This is a genomic window from Rhodoferax sp., from assembly GCF_034519335.1.
Taxonomy (GTDB): Bacteria; Pseudomonadota; Gammaproteobacteria; order Burkholderiales; family Burkholderiaceae_C; genus Allorhodoferax.
Genome location: NZ_JAXHOL010000004.1, coordinates 26781 through 47135, shown reverse-complemented (window position 1 = coordinate 47135; position 20355 = coordinate 26781). Strand labels below are relative to the sequence as shown.

The following is a 20355-nucleotide window of genomic DNA, read 5'->3' as shown; positions in this document are numbered from 1 at the left end:
AAGTTACGTATTGCTGTCCGACGAGAATTGGTTTCATTGAGGCAATTTCGATATCGAAAGCAACGGGTCTCTCGAATATCCAATTCGAACCGCAATTCATAAATTCTTCCATATCGTGTTCTTGCATCGAGAAACTTTGTTTAATGTTTCTCTTAATGTTGTTGCTGTTGTATCCATTGACAAGGAAAGATGTAGAACGAAAGGGTATCATTGTCGTTGTCATTTTTTCTCCTGTGTGATCTACCATGCTCATTTCACAAATCATAATCAGACCCACTTTTATTAGTGTTTTTTTTGATGCTTCATTTTGAATTAAACGCGTTCCGAAGTTCTGGAAGCACTGATTGTTGTGTCTTTGGCGCGTCGCAGCTGTCCCAGTTCATGGACCAGACCAATCCGTTGGCTGAAATCACCCACAAGCGCCGCGTATCGGCCCTTGGCCCGGGTGGTTTGACCCGCGAGCGCGCAGGCTTTGAAGTGCGTGACGTGCACGTGACCCACTACGGTCGCGTCTGCCCGATCGAAACGCCTGAAGGTCCGAACATTGGTCTGATCAACTCCCTGGCCTTGTACGCCCGCCTGAACGAGTATGGTTTCATTGAAACCCCTTACCGTCGTGTCGTGGACAGCAAGGTGACGATGGACATCGATTACCTGTCTGCCATCGAAGAGGGTAAATACGTGATTGCCCAGGCCAATGCGGCTCTGGACAAGGACGGCAAACTGACCGGTGACCTGGTGTCTGCCCGTGAAAAAGGTGAATCCATCTTGGTGGGCGCAGACCGCGTCCAGTACATGGACGTGTCGCCCGCGCAGATCGTGTCGGTGGCTGCTTCGCTTGTGCCATTCCTGGAGCACGATGATGCGAACCGCGCCTTGATGGGTGCAAACATGTCGCGCCAAGCCGTGCCCGTGCTGCGCCCCGAGAAGCCCATGGTGGGAACCGGTATCGAGCGCGTTGCCGCGGTTGACTCCGGCACCGTGGTGACTGCCACCCGTGGCGGTATCGTGGACTATGTGGATGCCACCCGTGTGGTGATCCGCGTGAACGACGCCGAAGCGCAAGCTGGTGAGGTTGGCGTGGATATCTACAACCTCATCAAGTACCAACGTTCTAACCAGAACACCAACATCCACCAGCGTCCCATCGTCAAGAAGGGCGACAAGCTGTCCAAGGGTGATGTCATTGCCGATGGTGCGTCGACCGATCTGGGCGAAATCGCTATCGGGCAGAACATGCTTGTGGCCTTCATGCCTTGGAACGGCTACAACTTCGAAGATTCGATCCTGATCAGCGAGCGTGTGGTGGCCGAAGACCGCTACACCTCCATCCATATCGAAGAACTGGTGGTGATGGCGCGTGATACCAAGTTGGGCGCGGAAGAAATCACCCGCGATATCCCCAACCTGAGCGAACAGCAACTGAACCGTCTGGACGAGTCCGGCATCATCTACGTGGGTGCCGAGGTTCTGCCCGGCGACACGCTGGTGGGCAAGGTCACACCCAAGGGTGAGACCACGCTGACGCCAGAAGAGAAGCTGCTGCGCGCCATCTTCGGCGAGAAGGCCAGTGACGTGAAGGATACATCCCTGCGCGTCGACCAAGGTAGCTCTGGCACCGTAATCGACGTGCAAGTCTTCACCCGTGAAGGCATCACGCGCGACCGCCGTGCCCAGCAGATCATTGACGACGAACTCAAGCGCTTCCGTCTGGACTTGAATGACCAGCTGCGTATCGTGGAAGCCGATGCGTTCGACCGTATCGAGAAGCTGTTGACCGGCAAGGTTGCCAACGGCGGCCCGCAAAAGCTGGCCAAAGGTACCAAGCTGGACAAGGCCTACTTGGCTTCCGTAGAGAAGTTCCACTGGTTCGACATTCGTCCTGCCGACGAAGAGGTGGCTAGTCAACTGGAGAGCATCAAGAACTCGCTGGAGCAGACCCGCCACAGCTTCGACTTGGCTTTTGAAGAAAAGCGCAAGAAGTTGACGCAAGGCGACGAATTGCCCGCGGGCGTTCTGAAGATGGTCAAGGTCTACATTGCGGTGAAGCGCCGCTTGCAGCCCGGTGACAAGATGGCAGGTCGCCACGGCAACAAGGGTGTGGTCTCCAAGATCACTCCGGTGGAAGACATGCCTTACTTGGCGGACGGTACTCCGGTGGACATCGTACTGAACCCGCTGGGCGTGCCTTCGCGTATGAACATCGGTCAGGTGCTGGAAGTGCACTTGGGCTGGGCCGGCAAGGGCCTGGGCCAACGTATTGGAGATATGTTGCAACGCGAAGCTGCCGCAACAGAAATCCGCGGTTTCCTGGAGAAGGTTTACAACAGCGCCGGCCGTAAGGAAGACTTGGCCCAATTGTCTGACGCTGAAGTTCAGGAAATGGCCAAGGAGCTCACCAGCGGGGTGCCATTTGCGTCTCCAGTGTTCGATGGCGCCACAGAAAAAGAAATTGGCGACATGTTGCAGCTGGCGTACCCAGACGATGTTGCCAAGGCCAAAGGCCTGACTGCAACGCGTACCCAGGCGCAGTTGTATGACGGTCGCAGTGGTGATGCTTTCGAGCGCACCACGACAGTGGGCTATATGCACTACCTGAAGCTGCACCATTTGGTGGACGACAAGATGCACGCCCGCTCGACTGGCCCGTACAGCTTGGTGACCCAGCAACCTCTGGGCGGTAAAGCCCAGTTTGGTGGTCAGCGCTTCGGTGAAATGGAAGTGTGGGCGCTGGAAGCCTACGGTGCGTCTTACGTGCTGCAGGAGATGCTCACCGTCAAGTCCGATGACGTGCAAGGCCGTACCAAGGTGTACGAGAACATCGTCAAAGGCGAGCATTCCATCGAAGCCGGTATGCCGGAATCGTTCAATGTGTTGGTCAAGGAAATCCGTTCCTTGGGCATCGACATCGAACTCGAACGTTCTTAATTGAAAGGGAAAGAGTCACATGAAATCTTTACTCGACCTGTTCAAGCAGTTCACTCCCGATGAGCATTTTGATGCCATCAAGATCGGCATGGCTTCGCCTGAGAAGATCCGTTCTTGGTCTTTCGGTGAAGTCAAGAAACCCGAAACCATCAACTACCGCACGTTCAAGCCCGAGCGCGACGGTCTGTTCTGCGCCAAGATCTTCGGCCCCATCAAAGACTACGAATGCCTGTGCGGCAAATACAAGCGTTTGAAGCATCGCGGTGTGATCTGCGAGAAGTGCGGCGTTGAAGTTACACAGACCAAAGTTCGCCGTGAACGCATGGGTCACATCGACTTGGCCGCTCCCTGCGCGCACATCTGGTTCCTGAAGTCCCTGCCCAGCCGTCTGGGCCTGGTGCTGGACATGACGCTGCGCGATATCGAACGCGTGTTGTACTTCGAGGCATACGTGGTGACTGACCCCGGCATGACCCCGCTGAAGAAGTACAGCATCATGTCCGAGGATGACTTTGATGCCAAGTTCAAGGAATTCGGCGACGAGTTCACCGCCAAGATGGGCGCTGAAGGTATCAAAGACCTGCTTGAGAGCATCGACATCGAAGGCTCTATCGAGAAGCTGCGTAACGACCTGACCGGCTCTGAACTGAAGATCAAGAAGAACGCCAAGCGTTTGAAGGTTCTGGAAGCGTTCAAGAAATCCGGCATCAAGCCCGAGTGGATGGTGTTGGACGTTCTGCCCGTGCTGCCACCGGACCTGCGTCCTTTGGTGCCGCTGGACGGCGGCCGCTTTGCGACCTCCGATCTGAATGACCTGTACCGCCGCGTGATCAACCGCAACAGCCGTCTGCGTCGTTTGCTGGAACTCAAAGCGCCCGAAATCATTGCGCGCAACGAAAAGCGCATGCTGCAAGAAGCCGTGGACAGCTTGCTGGACAACGGCCGCCGCGGCAAGGCCATGACAGGTGCCAACAAGCGCGCACTCAAGTCCCTGGCTGACATGATCAAGGGTAAATCCGGTCGTTTCCGTCAAAACTTGCTGGGCAAGCGCGTGGACTACTCCGGTCGTTCCGTGATTACCGTGGGCCCGACGCTCAAGCTGCACCAGTGCGGTCTGCCGAAATTGATGGCTTTGGAGTTGTTCAAGCCCTTCATCTTCGCGCGCCTGGAAGCCATGGGCATTGCGACCACCATCAAGGCGGCCAAGAAGGAAGTCGAATCCGGCACCCCCGTGGTGTGGGACATCCTCGAAGAGGTCATCAAAGAGCACCCAGTGATGCTGAACCGTGCGCCCACACTGCACCGTTTGGGTATCCAAGCCTTTGAGCCCATCCTGATCGAAGGCAAGGCTATCCAGTTGCACCCCCTCGTTTGTGCGGCGTTTAACGCCGACTTCGACGGTGACCAAATGGCGGTTCACGTGCCTTTGTCGGTGGAAGCACAAATGGAAGCCCGCACGCTGATGCTGGCCTCCAACAACGTGCTTTTCCCCGCCAACGGCGAGCCCTCCATCGTCCCATCGCAAGACGTGGTGCTGGGCTTGTACTACACCACTCGTGACCGAATCAACGGCAAGGGCGAGGGCCTGATCTTCTCCGATACCGGCGAAGTCCAGCGCGCTTTCGATGCGGGTGAAGTCGAGCTGAACGCGCGCATCAACGTGCGTTTGACAGAGTGGACCAAGAACAAGGAAACCGGCGAGTTTGAGCCCTCGACCAAGCTGTGGGAAACCACTGCTGGCCGTGCGCTACTGTCCGAAATTCTGCCCAAGGGCCTGCCCTTCTCCAACATCAACAAGGCATTGAAGAAGAAGGAAATCTCCAAGCTGATCAACGTGTCCTTCCGCAAGTGCGGATTGAAGGAGACTGTGGTGTTTGCCGATAAGCTGCTGCAAAGCGGTTTCCGTCTGGCGACCAAGGCTGGCATCTCGATCTGTATCGACGATATGCTGGTGCCGCAAGAGAAGCACGACATCATTGGTCGTGCCCAAAAGGAAGTCAAAGAGATCGAGCAGCAGTACGTCTCCGGTCTGGTGACCTCCGGCGAGCGCTACAACAAGGTGGTTGATATCTGGGGCAAGTCCGGCGACGAAGTGTCCAAGGTGATGATGGCCAAGCTGTCTAAGGAGACGGTCACTGACCGCCATGGCAAGCAAGTCCAGCAGGAGTCCTTCAACTCCATCTACATGATGGCCGACTCTGGTGCTCGCGGTTCTGCTGCGCAGATTCGCCAGGTGGCCGGTATGCGGGGGCTGATGGCCAAGCCGGACGGCTCCATCATCGAGACGCCCATTACCGCGAACTTCCGCGAAGGTCTGAACGTGCTGGAGTACTTCATCTCCACCCACGGTGCTCGTAAGGGTTTGGCCGATACTGCGTTGAAGACAGCGAACTCGGGTTACCTGACACGCCGCCTGGTGGACGTGACTCAAGACTTGGTCGTGACCGAGCAGGATTGCGGTACCCACAATGGCTACCTGATGCGTGCCATTGTTGAAGGCGGTGAAACCATCGAATCGCTGCGTGACCGCATTCTGGGTCGTACCGCTGCTGACGATGTATTGCACCCTGAAAACCGCACGGTGTTGGCTCCTGCCGGCTCCATGTTGGATGAAGATCTGATCGAAGAACTCGAAAGTGCCGGCGTCGACGAAGTCAAGGTGCGTACTGCCCTGACGTGCGAGACCCGCTTCGGTATCTGCGCCAAGTGCTACGGACGCGATTTGGGCCGTGGTGGTCTGATCAACGGCGGCGAAGCTGTCGGTGTGATCGCTGCCCAGTCCATCGGTGAGCCTGGTACCCAGCTGACCATGCGTACCTTCCACATTGGTGGTGCCGCGTCGCGCGCTGCCATCGCCTCCAGCGTTGAAGCCAAGTCCAATGGTGTGATCGGCTTCAACGCCACGATGCGCTACGTGACCAACAGCAAGTCTGAGTTGGTTGTGATTGCCCGTTCTGGTGAAATCATCATCCATGACGAGCATGGCCGTGAGCGCGAACGTCACAAGGTGCCATATGGGGCCGTGTTGACCGTGAAGGCTGACCAAACCATCAAGGCTGGCGCCATTTTGGCCAATTGGGATCCGCTGACTCGCCCCATCATCACTGAATTCGCCGGTAAGGCCCACTTCGAAAACGTCGAAGAAGGTTTGACAGTAGCCAAGCAAGTGGATGAAGTGACTGGTCTGTCCACTCTGGTGGTCATCGACCCCAAGCGTCGCGGCGCTGCCAAGGTCGTGCGTCCCCAGGTCAAGCTGATCGACGCTTCTGGTCATGAAGTGAAGATTCCAGGTACCGATCACTCGGTGACCATCGGCTTCCCAGTGGGCGCCCTGGTGCAGGTGCGTGATGGTCAGGACGTGGGCCCAGGCGAAGTGCTGGCCCGTATCCCGATCGAAGGCCAGAAGACTCGCGACATTACCGGCGGTTTGCCGCGTGTGGCCGAATTGTTCGAAGCCCGTTCGCCCAAAGACAAGGGTGTCTTGGCTGAAGTGACCGGTACGGTGTCCTTTGGCAAAGAAACCAAGGGCAAGGTTCGCCTGCAGATCACTGACCCAGAAGGCAAGGTCTGGGAAGAACTCGTGCCCAAGGAAAAGAACATCTTGGTGCACGAAGGGCAGGTGGTCAACAAGGGCGAGTCCGTGGTGGACGGTCCTGCAGACCCGCAAGACATCTTGCGTTTGCTGGGCTCCGAAGAACTGGCGCGCTACATCGTGGACGAAGTGCAGGATGTTTACCGCTTGCAAGGCGTGAAGATCAACGACAAGCACATTGAAGTGATTGTTCGCCAGATGCTGCGCCGCGTAGTGGTCGAAGCCGCAGGTGATTCTGGGTACATCAACGGTGAGCAGGTCGAGCGTTCTGAAATGCTCAACACCAACGACGCTTTGCGTGCAGAAGGAAAGATCCCCGCAACTTACACCAACCTGTTGCTGGGTATTACCAAGGCATCGTTGTCCACCGACAGCTTCATCTCCGCAGCGTCCTTCCAGGAAACGACCCGCGTGTTGACGGAAGCTGCCATCATGGGCAAACGCGACGAGCTGCGTGGCCTGAAGGAAAACGTGATCGTGGGCCGTCTGATCCCCGCAGGCACTGGCTTGGCTTACCACGAAGCCCGCAAGGTGCGTGAGACTATGGACGATGCAGAGCGTCGTGCCATCGCTGAGGCCGAAGCTGCTGAGCTGGCTGGTGGCGCAGACGTCGCCGGTGAGTTGGAAGCCAACGAAGGATCTGCGGCCGAATAATCCGCCGGTTCCGCGTTAGTGCCGATGCCCCAAGCATGTGTCATGCAGCTTGGGGCATTTTTATTGAGGGTTTTATGATGGATCTGTCCCTGCTGCTCTGGGTGGTTCTCGCACTTCTGATTTTTTGGGGAGTAGGTCTCTACAACCGTTTGATGCGTCTGCGTGCACGTGGTCTCGAGGTGATGGCCGTGGTGGAGAAACACGCAGGAACCTGTGCCGCATTGGTTCGGCAATATGTTGCTGCCCCGAATGCAGAGGGAGCCGCTGAGGTCGACGCGCAATGGAGCCATGTGCAAGTGGCCGCCGGTCATTTGGAACAGGTCCTGGCGCAGCCACGCCCTGCCTCCCTGCAGCCAAGCGCAGTGGCTGCCTTGTCCGATGCCTGGGCCTCCATGCATGCGGCATGGCAGGAAGCGAGCGCTGCTCCGACAGATTTGGCTGGGCCAGCGCTACCGCCAGACATGCAAGAGGCTTGGAATTCCGCCAGTCTCAAGGTGCAAAGCGCAAGTGGCGGGTTTAACCAAATCATCACTCTCTACAACGAGGCGATTCAACAGTACCCAGCACGCTGGGTTGCAACCCTCATGGGCTTTCAGCCTGCAGGGCATTTCTAAGTTATGAATCAATCTGTAAACGCCCCCCCTCTTTGGAAGCAACTCCAACAAGTGGCCCGTGTGAACCAGGCTGTCATGTCGGGCGCCTCGGGCACATCGGTATTGGAGACCGTCGACCCCGGATTGCGAAGTGGTGTCCAAGCCCTGTGCTTCTACGTGTGGCGGAACTGGGGCCGCGCACAGGCACTGCGGGCGCTACTGGTCCGCAAAGCGCCCCCGCCGCTGGCTGACGCATTGTTGTGTTCGGCTCTGGCGCTGACTTGGCAAATTGAAGACAATGCCTACGACGCGTTTACGCTCGTGAATCAAGCCGTCGAAGCCGCCAAACGTCAATCAGCGACGAATGCGCAAGCAAATTTCATCAACGCGTGCCTGCGTCGGTTCTTGCGGGAGCGCGATGCGCTAGTTGCCGCCACAGACCTTGATCCGGTCGCCTTGTGGAATCACCCACGCTGGTGGATCGCCCGGCTTCAAAAAGACCACCCTCAGCATTGGGAGCTCATACTGAGGGCTGCGAATCAGCATGCCCCCATGACTTTGCGCGTGAATCCACGGCGCAAGGACCCTCAAACCTATCTCGGATTGCTGCAAGCCGCTGGCATGAATGGGCAGCATTTGTCCGCCAATATCATCGAACTCCAGCGCGCCGCGCCAGTACAAGCTATCCCGGGTTTCGAAGACGGTTGGGTTTCGGTGCAGGACGCTGCAGCCCAGGTGGCGGCCCCTTTGTTGGTTGAGGGTTATCTTGCACCAGGCCCATGGCGCATATTGGATGCTTGCGCCGCACCTGGCGGCAAGACTGGCCACTTGCTGGAAATCACGGATGCCGAAGTGGTCGCCCTCGAAGTGGATGCTGACCGAGCGAAACGGATTGGTAGCAATGTGCAGCGCTTGGGACTCAGTCCTCAGGTAATTGTCGCGGATGCCGGGGCTGTGCAGACCTGGTGGGATGGCAGCCTGTTCGACCTGGTTTTGCTGGACGCCCCTTGCACCGCCTCCGGCATCGTGCGGCGTCACCCCGATATCCGTTGGTTGCGCCGCGAAAGTGACGTTGCCCAACTGGCAGCGACCCAGCGACAGCTCCTGTTGACCTTGTGGCCCTTGGTCAAGCCCGGCGGGCGCCTGTTGTTTTGCACATGCTCGATATTCCGCGCCGAGGGCGATGCCCAAGTACAAGCGTTTCTTGTACACAACACTGACGCTGCTTTGATGCCGTCCCCGGGGCATTTGCTGCCGCACAGCAGCCCTGCGCGAGAGGTTGTCGCTGACAATTCGCTGGGTGACCACGACGGTTTTTTCTATGCACTTTTTGAGAAACGCAAAGCCTGAGTTCGGCCTGCGTTGGCTCTTGATCGTCTGCTTTTTGAGTTTTTCATTGCTTGGCAAGGGCCATGCGGCTGCGGAGCTCACGGGTTTTGAGCTGGAACGCGATAGTGAAGAGGTCAGTGTTACGGCCCAATTGCAGTTTGAATTGTCCAGCACCGTGGAAGAAGCTTTGCTCAAAGGCATTCCCATGGTGTTTGTTGCCGAAACGGAACTGCTGCGCGAGCGCTGGTATTGGTATGACAAGTCGGTTGCCACCTCTGCGCGTCATTTCAGGCTTGCGTTTCAGCCACTGACGCGGCGCTGGCGACTGAATATCAGTTCGGGCGCCGCCAGCGCCACAGGCCAGGGGCTTGCCTTGAATCAAAGTTTTGATACCTTGCAGCAAGCCTTGGCCGCAATCAAACGCATTTCGCGTTGGCGTGTGGCGGGCGCCAACGAGCTTGACCCTGCAGTTCGCTACCGGTTTGAATTCCGTTTTCGGCTCGACCTCGGGCAGTTACCTCGGCCTTTCCAGATTGGAGCCATCGGTCAGTCTGAGTGGGACATATCCGTTGTGCGCTCCGAGTTTCTGGCGCCCGAGGCCGCCAAATGAAACCTTTGGAGATTCTGGAAGCCAGTCCCAGGCCCCAGACATCGCGTGCTGTACGACGCACAGTGGCCCTGGGAGCTGCGGCCATGGTACTCATTGGTCTGCTGTTGCTTTACCTGCTCACACAGGCCACCAACAACCGTGAACTTTATGAGCAGAACTACGCGCGCCTGTTTGTGGTGAACGTGGTGGTGGCGACTGTGCTGGGCGTGGCTATTGCCTGGGTCGGGTATCGCCTGATGGCCCGTCTGCGGCAGGGGCGATTTGGCAGCCGCTTGTTGGTCAAGCTAGCCACCATCTTTGCGCTCGTTGGGGTCATGCCCGGTCTGCTGATCTATGTGGTGTCCTATCAGTTCGTATCCCGCTCTATCGAAACATGGTTTGACGTCAAGGTAGAGGGAGCATTGGAGGCTGGGCTCAGTTTGGGGCGGGTCACCTTGGAAACATTGTCCAATGACTTGGCCACCAAATCACGTGCGGCGTCCAACCAGCTGGTGGAAACCAGCGATGCTGCGACAGGCGAAGTTGCGGAACGGTTACTAGACCAGTTGGGTGCCACCGACATCACGGTCTGGACAGGTGCTGGCAAGCTCATTGCCAGTGTCGGGCAATCGCGTTTCCAGCTGAGTCCGGACAAGCCGAGTTCCAGTCAGTTCAGAGCGGCCCGACAAGAGCGGGCACTGGCGTGGGTTGAGGGCTTGGAAGACGCTGTACCCGGTGCGCTTGCCAACGCCCATATCAAGGCGCTGGTGCCAGTGTCCAGCTCAGTGCTGGGTTTGTCTGCTGAGACCCGCTATATGTTGGTATCGCGCGCATTGCCCGCGAGCTTGGTAGCCAATGCCATGGCGGTCGAAGCCGCCAATCGGGAGTATCAGGAGCGTGCTTTGGCCCGGGAAGGTCTCAAGCGCATGTACATCGGCACCCTTACTCTCAGCCTTTTTCTGGCAGTGTTTGGTGCCGTGTTGCTGGCTGTGGTGTTGGGCAACCAGATCGCCAAGCCCCTGTTGCTGTTGACTGAGGGGGTAAGTCAGGTGGCTGCGGGGGATTTGACTCCCAAGCTTGCCATGCAAGGGCGGGATGAATTGGGGGGGCTCACGCGCGCCTTTGCTTCCATGACACAGCAGCTCGCGGATGCACGACGCTCGGTGGAAACCAGCATGTCGCAAGTAGATGCGGCCCGCGCAAACCTGCAGACCATTCTGGACAACTTGACCTCTGGGGTAGTGGTGCTGGCTGCTGACGGCAGTATTGTGTCCTCCAACCCCGGAGCCACCCGCATACTGCAATTGCCTTTGGCCGCGTATGAAGGCCAGCGCCTGGCCAATGTTCCGGGCTTGCAATCCTTTGGTGACGCGGTGCACAACCAATTCGCACAGTACCTGACCAACCGCGCAGAGCACGGATTGGACCACTGGCAGCAGTCCTTTGAGCTGGGCGGCGAGGCAGCGGTTCAAAGCCCATTTGAGCGAGCTGTCACACTGGTGGCACGTGGTGCGGAATTGCCGGGCGAGCAACGGTTGCTGGTGTTCGACGATATTTCTGAAATCGTGTCGGCACAGCGGGCCCAGGCGTGGGGAGAAGTGGCGCGCCGTCTGGCCCATGAAATCAAAAACCCTCTGACGCCCATTCAGCTCTCTGCCGAGCGCATGGAAATGAAATTGGCTGGCAAGCTGGAAGGTGCCGAACTGGCCATCCTAACCAAATCGGTCAAAACCATTGTTGACCAGGTCGATGCCATGAAACGCCTGGTCAACGAGTTTCGCGATTACGCACGACTGCCCTCCGCAGAACTCAAACCCGTGGATTTGAATGCACTGATGCATGATGTCCTTCAGCTCTATGAGTCTGATGCCAGCAAGGTAGTTTTGGTTGCAGATCTGGACGAAGCCTGTCCCCCTGTCCGCGGTGACGCCCAACAACTGCGGCAAGTCATTCACAACTTGCTGCAAAACGCCCAGGACGCGACCGAATCCGCAAACTTGCCTGCGCCGGGCCGTGTCATTCTGCGTACCCAACACCTTGCTGCAGCGGACCGCGTACGCCTGTCAGTGCAAGACCAGGGCACAGGTTTCCCCGACCATATCCTCAAACGTGCATTTGAGCCCTATGTCACGACCAAAGCCAAAGGCACAGGACTTGGTTTGGCGGTAGTCAAGAAAATTGCGGATGAACATGGCACCCGAGTGGATATCACCAACCGCATCTCGGAAGGCAAGGTAACTGGCGCACAAGTGTCGTTATCATTGGCCATAGATCACAGCGCACAAGGTTGAGTGCGGACAAGGGCATCAAAGGGACTGCGCTAACAATGGCAAACATACTGGTAGTAGACGACGAGCACGGCATTCGGGAATTGCTCTGGGAAATTCTCAATGACGAGGGCCATACCGTCGAGCTTGCTGAAAATGCCGCGCAAGCCCGTGCTGCCCGCCTGCGCGAGCGCCCAGACTTGGTGTTGCTGGACATCTGGATGCCCGACACCGATGGTGTCACCTTGCTCAAGGAGTGGTCGTCTACCGGTGCGTTGACCATGCCGGTCATCATGATGAGCGGTCACGCCACCATTGATACCGCAGTAGAAGCCACCAAAATCGGCGCGCTCGCCTTCCTCGAAAAACCGGTCACCCTGCAAAAACTGCTAAAGGCGGTAGAGCAAGGGTTGGCGCGCAACAATTTGCGCAAAACAGCCCCACTGCCCATGGCCAGTTTGCAGGCCACCGAGCTCGCAGTGTCGCCCGCTGCAGTCATCGTTGCCACAGTGGATGCAGGGCCGGTCTCCGAGCAGCGCTTTATGCTGGACAAACCCTTGCGCGAGGCGAGGGATGAGTTCGAGAAGGCCTATTTTGAATACCATCTGGCCAAAGAAAATGGCTCCATGACACGGGTTGCAGAGAAAACCGGCCTGGAGCGGACCCACCTGTACCGCAAGCTCAAACAATTGGGCGTGGATCTGACCCGCGGCAAACGAAATGGCCCTTAAACTGATGCTATAATTCAAGGCTCAGGCCCGGTAGCTCAGTCGGTAGAGCAGAGGATTGAAAATCCTTGTGTCGGTGGTTCGATTCCGCCCCAGGCCACCAAACCTAAAAATGGCTTCCAGCAATGGAAGCCATTTTTTTTGCCCATTCGCTACGGTCTTTCCCCTGGCGTAGTCCACACGGGCTCTTGTTGCTAAGATGGCTCGGCGTTACGCTTGTAACCAGTGACGAGCCTCGTTGAGCAGATGGCAAGGCAGGTTGGCAAAATAAAACGGGCTGGAGTAACATGCAGCCGACAACACGAGGGGCACTCATGTTCAGCATGTTTCGGGGCAAAGGTGACAAGCCAGATCCCGCCAAGGACGCGCCGGATTCGCGCGGCTTGGAGGTGAAGGAGGACGACCCTGATACGGCCTGGAGCTTGTGGGACAGTGCTTTGGCAGAGCAAGATTCGCGGTTTGTCGACCTGCCCCCTATTTCCACGGCCATGCCGCTTGCGCCCGAACCTCGTGCGCGCAGCCAAGCCAAAGCGGCAGACGCGTTTCCCGACCTTGAGCTGCCTACCCAACCCATGGGTCTGGAAGAAGCGACGCCAGCTATGCGCATGAAAGCGGCGTTGGACATTGTGGAGCTACACCACCACCGCATTGCCAATACGATCCGCACCCTGTGGGGTTACAAGGAATGCAGTGTCTATATCAACAAGCTGATCATGAATGGGGGCGATGGCATGGGCAACGCCCGCATCGGCTTCAATCAGGAAGCGGCGGATGCCATGTTGGTGCTGGCGGACCTGCACGACGCCGAGTTTGGGCCGTCCGATCCCGGTGGCGGGCTGGGGTTTGCCGACTCGTCGTTCCACACCGGATACAGCGGCCATCGCGGCTAACCCGCCCGCCTTCGTGCGGTTGGGCGTTCAGACCTTACCAGTCCAGCAGCGTCAGTCCCACACTCAGCACGGTGCGGCGGCGGTTGTAGTCCATCAATGAGTCCCCGTAGCCGCTGAACAGCTCCGTATGGAAGCGCAGGCTGCTGCGATCACTATGGTTGCTGGCGCTCCCGATTTTGTACAACCAGCCCAACCGGACTGAGCCATTGCCCTCGCCCTTGAGGGAGTGACGCAACGTCAGTGCCAGTGTGTTGCTGGGGTCAATGTTCCACGCCGCTGCCACTTCGGCCCTTCCCACCATGTCTTCGATGTCCGGGTTGTCGTCGCTGGCGGCGTCTTCGGGCAGGCGCTGCCAGAGGCTGGCATTGATGGCCACCTTGCTGCCCAGCTCCAGCCCGGCGCGGGCGATCACGCGGTTCCAGCTGCGCGAGAGCGGCAGGCTTTGGCCGTTGCTCTGGTGGTTCAGGCTCACGCCGCCGTAGCGCAAGCGCCAGCCCGACGGCAGGGCCGATTCCAGCGGAAAGATGTAGGTCAGCTCGGGCTCGTGGTCAGTGGCGCGAAAGGGGCGTGACAGGTCGGCGTTGAACAGCTGCCAATACGACTGCTGGCTGTAGGCAAACCATAGAGAGTCAAGCCGGTTCGGGTCGCCACCGGTCAGCAGGCCCTGGGCCACCTTGGTACGCACCGAGAGCTGGATGCGTGTTTCGGTGGTGGTGTAAGGCTGAAAGCTGGCAGTGTGCCCCGCTGTCGGAGAGCTGGGGGCGGTATTCACACTGTCCGATCCGATGACGGACAGGCTGATGGGCCGGTAGCCCCGGATGCCAAAGGTGCCGCAGTCGCTGGCGGGCTCTAGTTCCCAAAAGCGCGACAGCGGTGTGGCGGCCGGGTTTTTGCAGCTCACCACTTCCACCGGAATCGGGGTGTTCACCGCCGCAGGGGTTTCTGCCACCGGCTGGTTGCTGGCCAGCGCATTGGTGTCAATTTGAGCCAATGCGCCCGTGGATATTGCGCAAGTAGCTATAAAAAACAGAGCAAAAAGAGTGCGTTGGGTCATTTCAGGGCAGCGGCTTGGGCCGCGTTGGCTTGGGCTTTGGCGGCAAACTCGGCACGCAGGGCGCGCAGTTTCTCGCGCGGGTCTTCTTTCACGGTGGCTTGGTCCAGGCCCATCTCGGCAATAAAACGGCTGGGCAGGGCCGCCACCATCTCACGGCCTTTTTTGCGGCGGCGCGTCCAGCTCACAGCCAGGCTGCGCTGGGCGCGGGTGATGCCCACGTACATCAGGCGGCGTTCTTCTTGCAGCCGGGTGGCCATGTCTTTATTGGCCGCTTCATCGGCCATGCTGGAGCCGCCCAGGCTGTCGGCCCCGTCGCCCAGCTTGAAGGGCAGCATGCCCTCGGTCACGCCCACCAGCATCACATGCGGCCACTCCAGCCCCTTGGAGGCGTGCAGGGTGGACAGTGTCACCACGTCCTGGTCCTTCTCGCGCTCGCTGATGGTGGAGAGCAGGGCGATGGTTTGCGCCACTTCCAGCAGGCTTTTGACCTCGCGCGCGGTCACACCCGCTGCGTCTTCAATCTGCCCGCCGCAGCGCTGCGCCATCCAGTCGCAAAACTCCAGCACATTGGTCCACTTGGCGGCGGCAACCTTCTCGCTCTCTTCGCCGTCGTACAGGTGTTTTTCGTAGCCAATTTCCTTGAGCCACTCGGCCATGAAGGCGGTGGCGGCCTCGGCACCTTCGGTGTGGCGGGCGCGGAACTCCAGGTCGTTGATGTAGCGGCCAAACTCGTGCAGGCTGCCCAGCGCTTTGGCGCTGAGGGCCGCGGCCAGGGACGAGGAAAACAGCGCCTCAAACAGGCTCAGCTTGTACTGGCTGGCGTACACGCCCAGTGTGCCCAGCGTGGTGTGGCCAATGCCGCGCTTGGGCGTGGTCACCGCGCGCAAAAACGCCGGGTCGTCGTCGTTGTTGCTCCACAGGCGAAACCAGGCGCACAGGTCGCGGATCTCGGCACGGTCAAAAAAGCTTTGCCCGCCCGACACCTTGTAGGGAATACCAGCCTTGCGCAGCGCTTTCTCAAAGGGCTTGGCCTGGTGGTTGGCGCGGTACAGCACGGCAAAGTCGCGGAACTCTTTGTACTGCTTGCCTTGCATGTTGGCCAGCCCTTCGGCGCGCAGGCTCTGGATGCGGGCCACGGCGCGCTCGGCCTCGTGTTCTTCGTTGTCGGCATCCACCACACGCACTGGCTCGCCCTCGCCCAGTTCGCTGAACAGGGTCTTGGGAAACAGCTTGGGGTTGGGGCCAATCACATTGTTGGCCGCACGCAGGATGGCGCTGGTGGAGCGGTAGTTCTGCTCCAGCTTGATGACCTTGAGGGTGGGAAAGTCCACCGGCAGCTTTTTCAGGTTGTCCAGCGTGGCGCCGCGCCAGCCGTAGATGGACTGGTCGTCGTCGCCCACTGCGGTGAAGCGCGCCTTTTCGCCCACCAGCAGCTTCAACACGTCGTATTGCGTGGCATTGGTGTCCTGGTATTCGTCCACCAGCACGTGGCCCAGCTTGGCCTGCCAGCGCTCGCGCACCTCGGGGTAGTCGCGCAGCAGTTTCAGCGGCAGGCTGATCAGGTCGTCAAAGTCCACGCTCTGGTAGGCCGTCAGCCGCTCTTCGTAGCGCCCCATCACCGTGGCGATGATGCGTTCGTTGTCATCCGCCGCCTGCGCCAGCGCTTCGGTGGAGGTGAGCCCCGCGCTCTTCCAGGCGCTGATGGTCCATTGCCACTGGCGCGCCGTGGCCGCATCCACCGTGCCACCCGCGTCCTTGAGGATGCTGGTGACGTCGTCACTGTCCAGAATGCTGAACTGGGGTTTGAGCCCCAGCACTGCGCCGTCTTCGCGCAGCATGCGCACGCCCAGCGCGTGGAAGGTGCAGACCAGCACGTCTTTGGCGGCGCGGCCGATCAGCTGCTTGGCGCGCTCGCGCATTTCGGCAGCGGCCTTGTTGGTAAAGGTGATGGCGGCAATGCGGTTGGCTGGCAGCCCCATCTGGATCAGGCGCCCAATCTTGTGCGTGATCACCCGCGTTTTGCCCGAGCCCGCACCGGCCAGCACCAGGCAGGGGCCGTGCAGGTAGTTCACCGCCTCTTGCTGTGCGGGGTTCATGCCGTGGTTGGCGTTGGGGGAGGGGGCAGACATGGGTAACGCGAGAGAAGAAAGTGGGAGCGCCGGAAGGGAGCGGGAACGATCCCGAAGGGGCCGGCGCGCCATCTTAACGGGTCAGCAAAACCCGTGCCCTGGGTGCGTTGCTTGTCAGCCCGGTGGCAGGCCCAGCCCCCAAACCCCGCCACAATGGAGGCCGTGCTGCAAATCCTGACTGTTACCTTCCCTTTCTTCGCCCTGGTGCTTGTGTGGCTACCTCGCCGCCCGCCGCGGCATGCTGCCGCTGGCGGCCATTCCCGGGCTCAACGGGTTTGTGCTGTTTTTTGCGCTGCCCTGCATGCTCTACCGCTTTGGCGCCAGCACACCCATCGCGCAGTTGCTGGACGTGCAGGTGGCGCTCACCTACCTGCTGTGCGCCCTCGTCATGGTCGGCTTTGTGGTGGCCGTCACGCTGCATGGCCGCATTGGCTGGAACGACGCCGCCTTTGGCGCGCTGGTGGGCGCCTTCCCCAACACTGGCTTCATGGGCGTGCCGCTGCTGGTGGCCCTCCTGGGCGCCAAGGCTGCGGGCCCCGCCATCGTCACCATTTTGGTGGACATGGTGATCACCTCGTCGCTATGCATTGCCCTCTCGCGCCTGGGCGGCACCGATGGGGTGTCCGCCACCCAGGCCGCCAAAAACGCGCTCAAAGGCGTGGCCGCCAACCCCATGCCCTGGTCCATCTTGCTGGGCGCGCTGGTGTCGGCCCTGCAATTGGAGCTCCCCAAGCCCGTGGTGACCACCGTAGGGCTGCTGGCCGACGCGGCCTCCCCGGTGGCGCTGTTCACCATTGGTGCGGTGCTGGCCCGCTCCCAAATGCTGGCCAAGGACGACAAAACCCACGAGGTGCATTGGCAAGAGTACGTGCCCGTCGCCCTCATCAAGCTGTTTTTGCACCCGCTGTTGGTGCTGCTGGTGGGCGTGTCGGCGGTGAGCTTGGGCGTGCCCATCGACAAATTTGCGCTGACCGTGTTGGTACTGCTGGCCGCGCTGCCTAGCGCCAGCAATGTGTCCCTCTTGGCTGAGCGCTTTGGCGCCGACAACGGCCGTATTGCGCGCATCATCCTGGTGTCCACCGCGGCAGCATTCTTCACCTTCTCGGGGGCGGTGGCGCTGATGGTGGGGATATAGGCGCTATTGTTTTAGTAGCTGCTCGCGCATATTCCACCGGGGCTAGAGGCTTATTTGGCTTGAAATTTGGGCTGCCCCCAGGTTTGCTGGTGGTTTTGCCTGGGCGGGCACAATAGGCGCATGAATCTTGTTTCTCAAGTCGTCTCCGCCGTGCTGCGCACGGTGCTGAAACTCGCTTTGCTGGCCGCAGCCTTGGTGTTCATCACCAGCCTGCTGATCGTGGGCCTGCTCAGTCTCGTGTTGGTGCTGCTCAAGGCGCTGCTCACCGGCCGCAAGCCGGTGTTTGTCACCACTTTCCAGCGCTTCAACCAGGCCCGCCAGCAGTTCAAGCAAGGCGGCTGGCGTGCCGGACCTGCAGGCGCCGGGGGCTTTGCCCCTGGGGCAGGTGTTGCGGATGTGGTGGATGTGCAGGCGCACGAGGTGCGTGACGAGCAGGCCTTGCCCTACGGAACCAGGTCGGACAAATCCTGACTGCGGGCCACAAGGCAAGTGGGCGCTATTGAATAGATAGCTGCTCGCGCAGCGTGCATAAGGGCTGTGACCTGATTTTGTTCGAAAGCCCCCGTTCCCTGGTGCACGCTTGCTTGCACGCTCAAACGATTCGGCAAGCAGACGGGATATCCATGCGCTTTACGTTGGAGGCCAACGGCGCACAGCATACGCCGCGCAGCGGCAACCCGCTGCTGTGTGTCCGCGTGGGCCGACCTGTTAAACGGATGTTTCATCGGAGACACGTATTCGTGGTTCTTTAGCAAGAATGGCTCGAAGCTGGTCAGTCACGACACGAACTTGCTCAACGGTGCTTGCACGACCAAACAGTTTCTTCCAAAAGAAAGGTGTCCAAATTGGGGCATCAGTTCCAACAAAGCAGGACCATTCGATCGCTCGACCATCAGGCACAAAGGATGCATTCTCTTCAGGCGTGACTTTGCTATAGAACTCCGACCTATCGTTGCCGCACCCAACCCACAGCATGAATGGTTCGCGTCTGAGCATGACACACCACCCCCAATCTTCCGCAATGACTGGCTCAGGTTCGTAACCCATCTCTTGGAACTTGCTACTTACCCACTCAGCCAATGAGCGCCCATAGCAGAACGGATTGGTTTCCTCGTCTTCTCGTGGATCGACCTGAAAGAGATCGCTGCGAAATAGGATGGTTGAAGACTCTGGCGGCATTGCACTAGCCGTTTAACGTTGGAGGCCACTGGGACGCAACCCGTGCCGCACAGCGGCAGCCTTTGGTTGCGTGTCCATGTGGGCCGAAAGGTTAAACGGCGGTCGTGAATCACTCATTGCCCGACTGCCTCAGTCGGTTGCCGCTCTGCGCTGCAACTAGCGCAGAAACGAGCTTGTGGCGTGCGAAGTAGTTCACCACACGAGTGACAAGGCGGACCAAACATACTCAGCCGGTGGTGGAAAAGCGCATTGGCGTTTGTTTCTTTGAACCCCGTAATCCTCTCATAGGCCAAAAGTGCCTCAAGCCCAAAGCCCTTCGTGGTTGCTTCGGCCAAAGAACAACCATGCGTCTCGCGATAGCGTTTGATTTGACTGACCCCATCTGCCAAATGCGGACCAACCTGTTCCCATTCTTCCTCTGTGAGCATCGGCATATCCATGCGACAGCGCCAACAGTAGATCGTCCTTGGCATAGCGGTTTAACGTTGGCGATGACTAGCGCACAGCAACTGCTGCGCAGCAGCCATTTTCTGCTGGGTGTCTGCGTCGATCAACTGGTTAAAGCTCACTGCCACAGGCTCCAAGACTCTTTCGAATGGCCACACCCAATTCTTCCGAGCTGGCATTGGTGGGCAAGGTCGAAGAGCAGCCGGGCACCGGAGAAAAGCCTTTTTGGGGACCTTTAGCCCCCCCGTTCATGTGTGGTTCGAGTTCTATCAAGTCTGTGGACTTGATGGCTACCAAACGAGCATTTGTCATAAATGTTTTTTCAGACTTGGCCCCTGCTGCCCGCAGTCGCGAGTTGGCGACTTCGGTCCAAGAGGTTGGATGTGGAACGACGCCATCCGACTGCTGCAGTGCCGCCAAAACGGCTGCCCCCAGGTCATTGTCCAGCGCGGAAAGAGGCATAGAAACGAATTCAGCGGATGCCAACCAAACCCCAGCCGTGGTCTTTCGCAGCGGGTAAACAAAGTACCGGTCTCGCAGTTGATAAACGTTGGCGGATCGCATCGGTGAGCTTTAACTTGATATACGAGTGAAACCTGTCTTATCAACAAAGTTTGCTTCGATCATTTTTTCACTCCCGTTTTTTGTAAGTCCTTGTTTTATAACTGATTGTGCAGAGCTCCCTGCCACCGCCCCCGGATAAATTCAGGACAAACCCTGCAAGCACGCTGGATAAAACGGCCGTTGCTGTTCAACCCGTTGTAGAGATGTCCGTCAATGCCTTGATTCCATTGGCCTGCAGCCACTTTTCGATCATTTGCGCATCGATAAATTCGACCAC

Annotated in this window: 13 protein-coding genes, 1 tRNA gene and 2 pseudogenes; 11 read left to right on the top strand and 5 right to left on the bottom strand. The window is 58.7% G+C overall.

Annotated features, from left to right (window positions below):
- A partial coding sequence (locus tag U5O12_RS04620) for a hypothetical protein (protein WP_322577508.1) occupies positions 1-253 on the bottom strand: 253 nt, incomplete at its 3' end.
- A gap of 101 nt (positions 254-354) precedes the next feature.
- On the opposite strand from U5O12_RS04620, the pseudogene rpoB reads away from it, so the two are divergent.
- The 9 genes and pseudogenes from rpoB to U5O12_RS04575 all read left to right on the top strand — a co-directional run.
- A pseudogene (gene rpoB / locus U5O12_RS04615) lies at positions 355-2928 on the top strand (DNA-directed RNA polymerase subunit beta); the annotation flags it as partial.
- 19 nt (positions 2929-2947) lie between these two features.
- Complete coding sequence (rpoC, locus tag U5O12_RS04610) at positions 2948-7174, top strand: DNA-directed RNA polymerase subunit beta' (protein WP_322577507.1); 4227 nt, start codon at positions 2948-2950, stop codon at positions 7172-7174.
- A gap of 74 nt (positions 7175-7248) precedes the next feature.
- Positions 7249-7788 (top strand): hypothetical protein, encoded by a 540-nt coding sequence (locus U5O12_RS04605; RefSeq protein ID WP_322577506.1) that lies wholly within the window; start codon positions 7249-7251, stop codon positions 7786-7788.
- 3 nt (positions 7789-7791) lie between these two features.
- Positions 7792-9117 (top strand): 16S rRNA (cytosine(967)-C(5))-methyltransferase RsmB, encoded by a 1326-nt coding sequence (gene rsmB, locus U5O12_RS04600; protein WP_322577505.1) that lies wholly within the window; start codon positions 7792-7794, stop codon positions 9115-9117.
- Positions 9118-9151: 34 nt separating this feature from the next.
- On the top strand, positions 9152-9706 hold the full coding sequence (locus U5O12_RS04595; RefSeq protein WP_322577510.1) for a DUF4390 domain-containing protein: 555 nt from the start codon (positions 9152-9154) through the stop codon (positions 9704-9706).
- Positions 9703-11976, top strand: a complete 2274-nt coding sequence (locus U5O12_RS04590) for a sensor histidine kinase (RefSeq protein WP_322577504.1) — start codon at positions 9703-9705, stop codon at positions 11974-11976. Before U5O12_RS04595 ends, U5O12_RS04590 begins: the two co-directional genes overlap by 4 nt.
- Positions 11977-12011: 35 nt before the next feature.
- Positions 12012-12683 carry a response regulator gene (locus U5O12_RS04585; RefSeq protein ID WP_322577503.1) on the top strand — a complete coding sequence of 224 codons (672 nt, stop codon included), beginning with the start codon at positions 12012-12014 and terminating at the stop codon, positions 12681-12683.
- A gap of 24 nt (positions 12684-12707) precedes the next feature.
- Positions 12708-12783 (top strand) — tRNA-Phe (locus U5O12_RS04580).
- 211 nt (positions 12784-12994) lie between these two features.
- Positions 12995-13570, top strand: coding sequence for a hypothetical protein (locus U5O12_RS04575; RefSeq protein WP_322577502.1), 576 nt, complete (start codon positions 12995-12997; stop codon positions 13568-13570).
- Positions 13571-13604: 34 nt separating this feature from the next.
- On the opposite strand, the gene U5O12_RS04570 is transcribed toward U5O12_RS04575, so the two are convergent.
- Both U5O12_RS04570 and U5O12_RS04565 read right to left on the bottom strand, forming a co-directional pair.
- Positions 13605-14624: a phospholipase A gene (locus U5O12_RS04570; protein WP_322577501.1), complete on the bottom strand. Its 1020-nt coding sequence runs from the start codon at positions 14622-14624 to the stop codon at positions 13605-13607.
- Positions 14621-16753 (bottom strand): ATP-dependent helicase, encoded by a 2133-nt coding sequence (locus U5O12_RS04565; RefSeq protein WP_322577500.1) that lies wholly within the window; start codon positions 16751-16753, stop codon positions 14621-14623. Before U5O12_RS04565 ends, U5O12_RS04570 begins: the two co-directional genes overlap by 4 nt.
- Before the next feature lie 162 nt (positions 16754-16915).
- Here U5O12_RS04565 and U5O12_RS04560 point away from each other — a divergent pair.
- A pseudogene (locus U5O12_RS04560) lies at positions 16916-17888 on the top strand (AEC family transporter).
- Between the two features lie 120 nt (positions 17889-18008).
- Positions 18009-18359 carry a hypothetical protein gene (locus U5O12_RS04555; protein WP_322577499.1) on the top strand — a complete coding sequence of 117 codons (351 nt, stop codon included), beginning with the start codon at positions 18009-18011 and terminating at the stop codon, positions 18357-18359.
- Between the two features lie 237 nt (positions 18360-18596).
- On the opposite strand, the gene U5O12_RS04550 is transcribed toward U5O12_RS04555, so the two are convergent.
- Both U5O12_RS04550 and U5O12_RS04545 read right to left on the bottom strand, forming a co-directional pair.
- Positions 18597-19067, bottom strand: a complete 471-nt coding sequence (locus U5O12_RS04550; protein WP_322577498.1) for a hypothetical protein — start codon at positions 19065-19067, stop codon at positions 18597-18599.
- 558 nt (positions 19068-19625) lie between these two features.
- Positions 19626-20078, bottom strand: coding sequence for a hypothetical protein (locus U5O12_RS04545; protein ID WP_322577497.1), 453 nt, complete (start codon positions 20076-20078; stop codon positions 19626-19628).
- Positions 20079-20355: the final 277 nt, after the last annotated feature.

Bases quoted from the DNA above. Each gene is read 5' to 3' on its own strand.
- rpoC (WP_322577507.1), top strand. From the start codon at position 2,948: ATGAAATCTTTACTCGACCTGTTCAAGCAGTTCACTCCCGATGAGCAT.
- U5O12_RS04605 (WP_322577506.1), top strand. From the start codon at position 7,249: ATGATGGATCTGTCCCTGCTGCTCTGGGTGGTTCTCGCACTTCTGATT.
- rsmB (WP_322577505.1), top strand. From the start codon at position 7,792: ATGAATCAATCTGTAAACGCCCCCCCTCTTTGGAAGCAACTCCAACAA.
- U5O12_RS04590 (WP_322577504.1), top strand. From the start codon at position 9,703: ATGAAACCTTTGGAGATTCTGGAAGCCAGTCCCAGGCCCCAGACATCG.
- U5O12_RS04585 (WP_322577503.1), top strand. From the start codon at position 12,012: ATGGCAAACATACTGGTAGTAGACGACGAGCACGGCATTCGGGAATTG.
- U5O12_RS04575 (WP_322577502.1), top strand. From the start codon at position 12,995: ATGTTCAGCATGTTTCGGGGCAAAGGTGACAAGCCAGATCCCGCCAAG.
- U5O12_RS04570 (WP_322577501.1), bottom strand. From the start codon at position 14,624: ATGACCCAACGCACTCTTTTTGCTCTGTTTTTTATAGCTACTTGCGCA.
- U5O12_RS04565 (WP_322577500.1), bottom strand. From the start codon at position 16,753: ATGTCTGCCCCCTCCCCCAACGCCAACCACGGCATGAACCCCGCACAG.
- U5O12_RS04555 (WP_322577499.1), top strand. From the start codon at position 18,009: ATGAATCTTGTTTCTCAAGTCGTCTCCGCCGTGCTGCGCACGGTGCTG.
- U5O12_RS04550 (WP_322577498.1), bottom strand. From the start codon at position 19,067: ATGCCGCCAGAGTCTTCAACCATCCTATTTCGCAGCGATCTCTTTCAG.
- U5O12_RS04545 (WP_322577497.1), bottom strand. From the start codon at position 20,078: ATGCGATCCGCCAACGTTTATCAACTGCGAGACCGGTACTTTGTTTAC.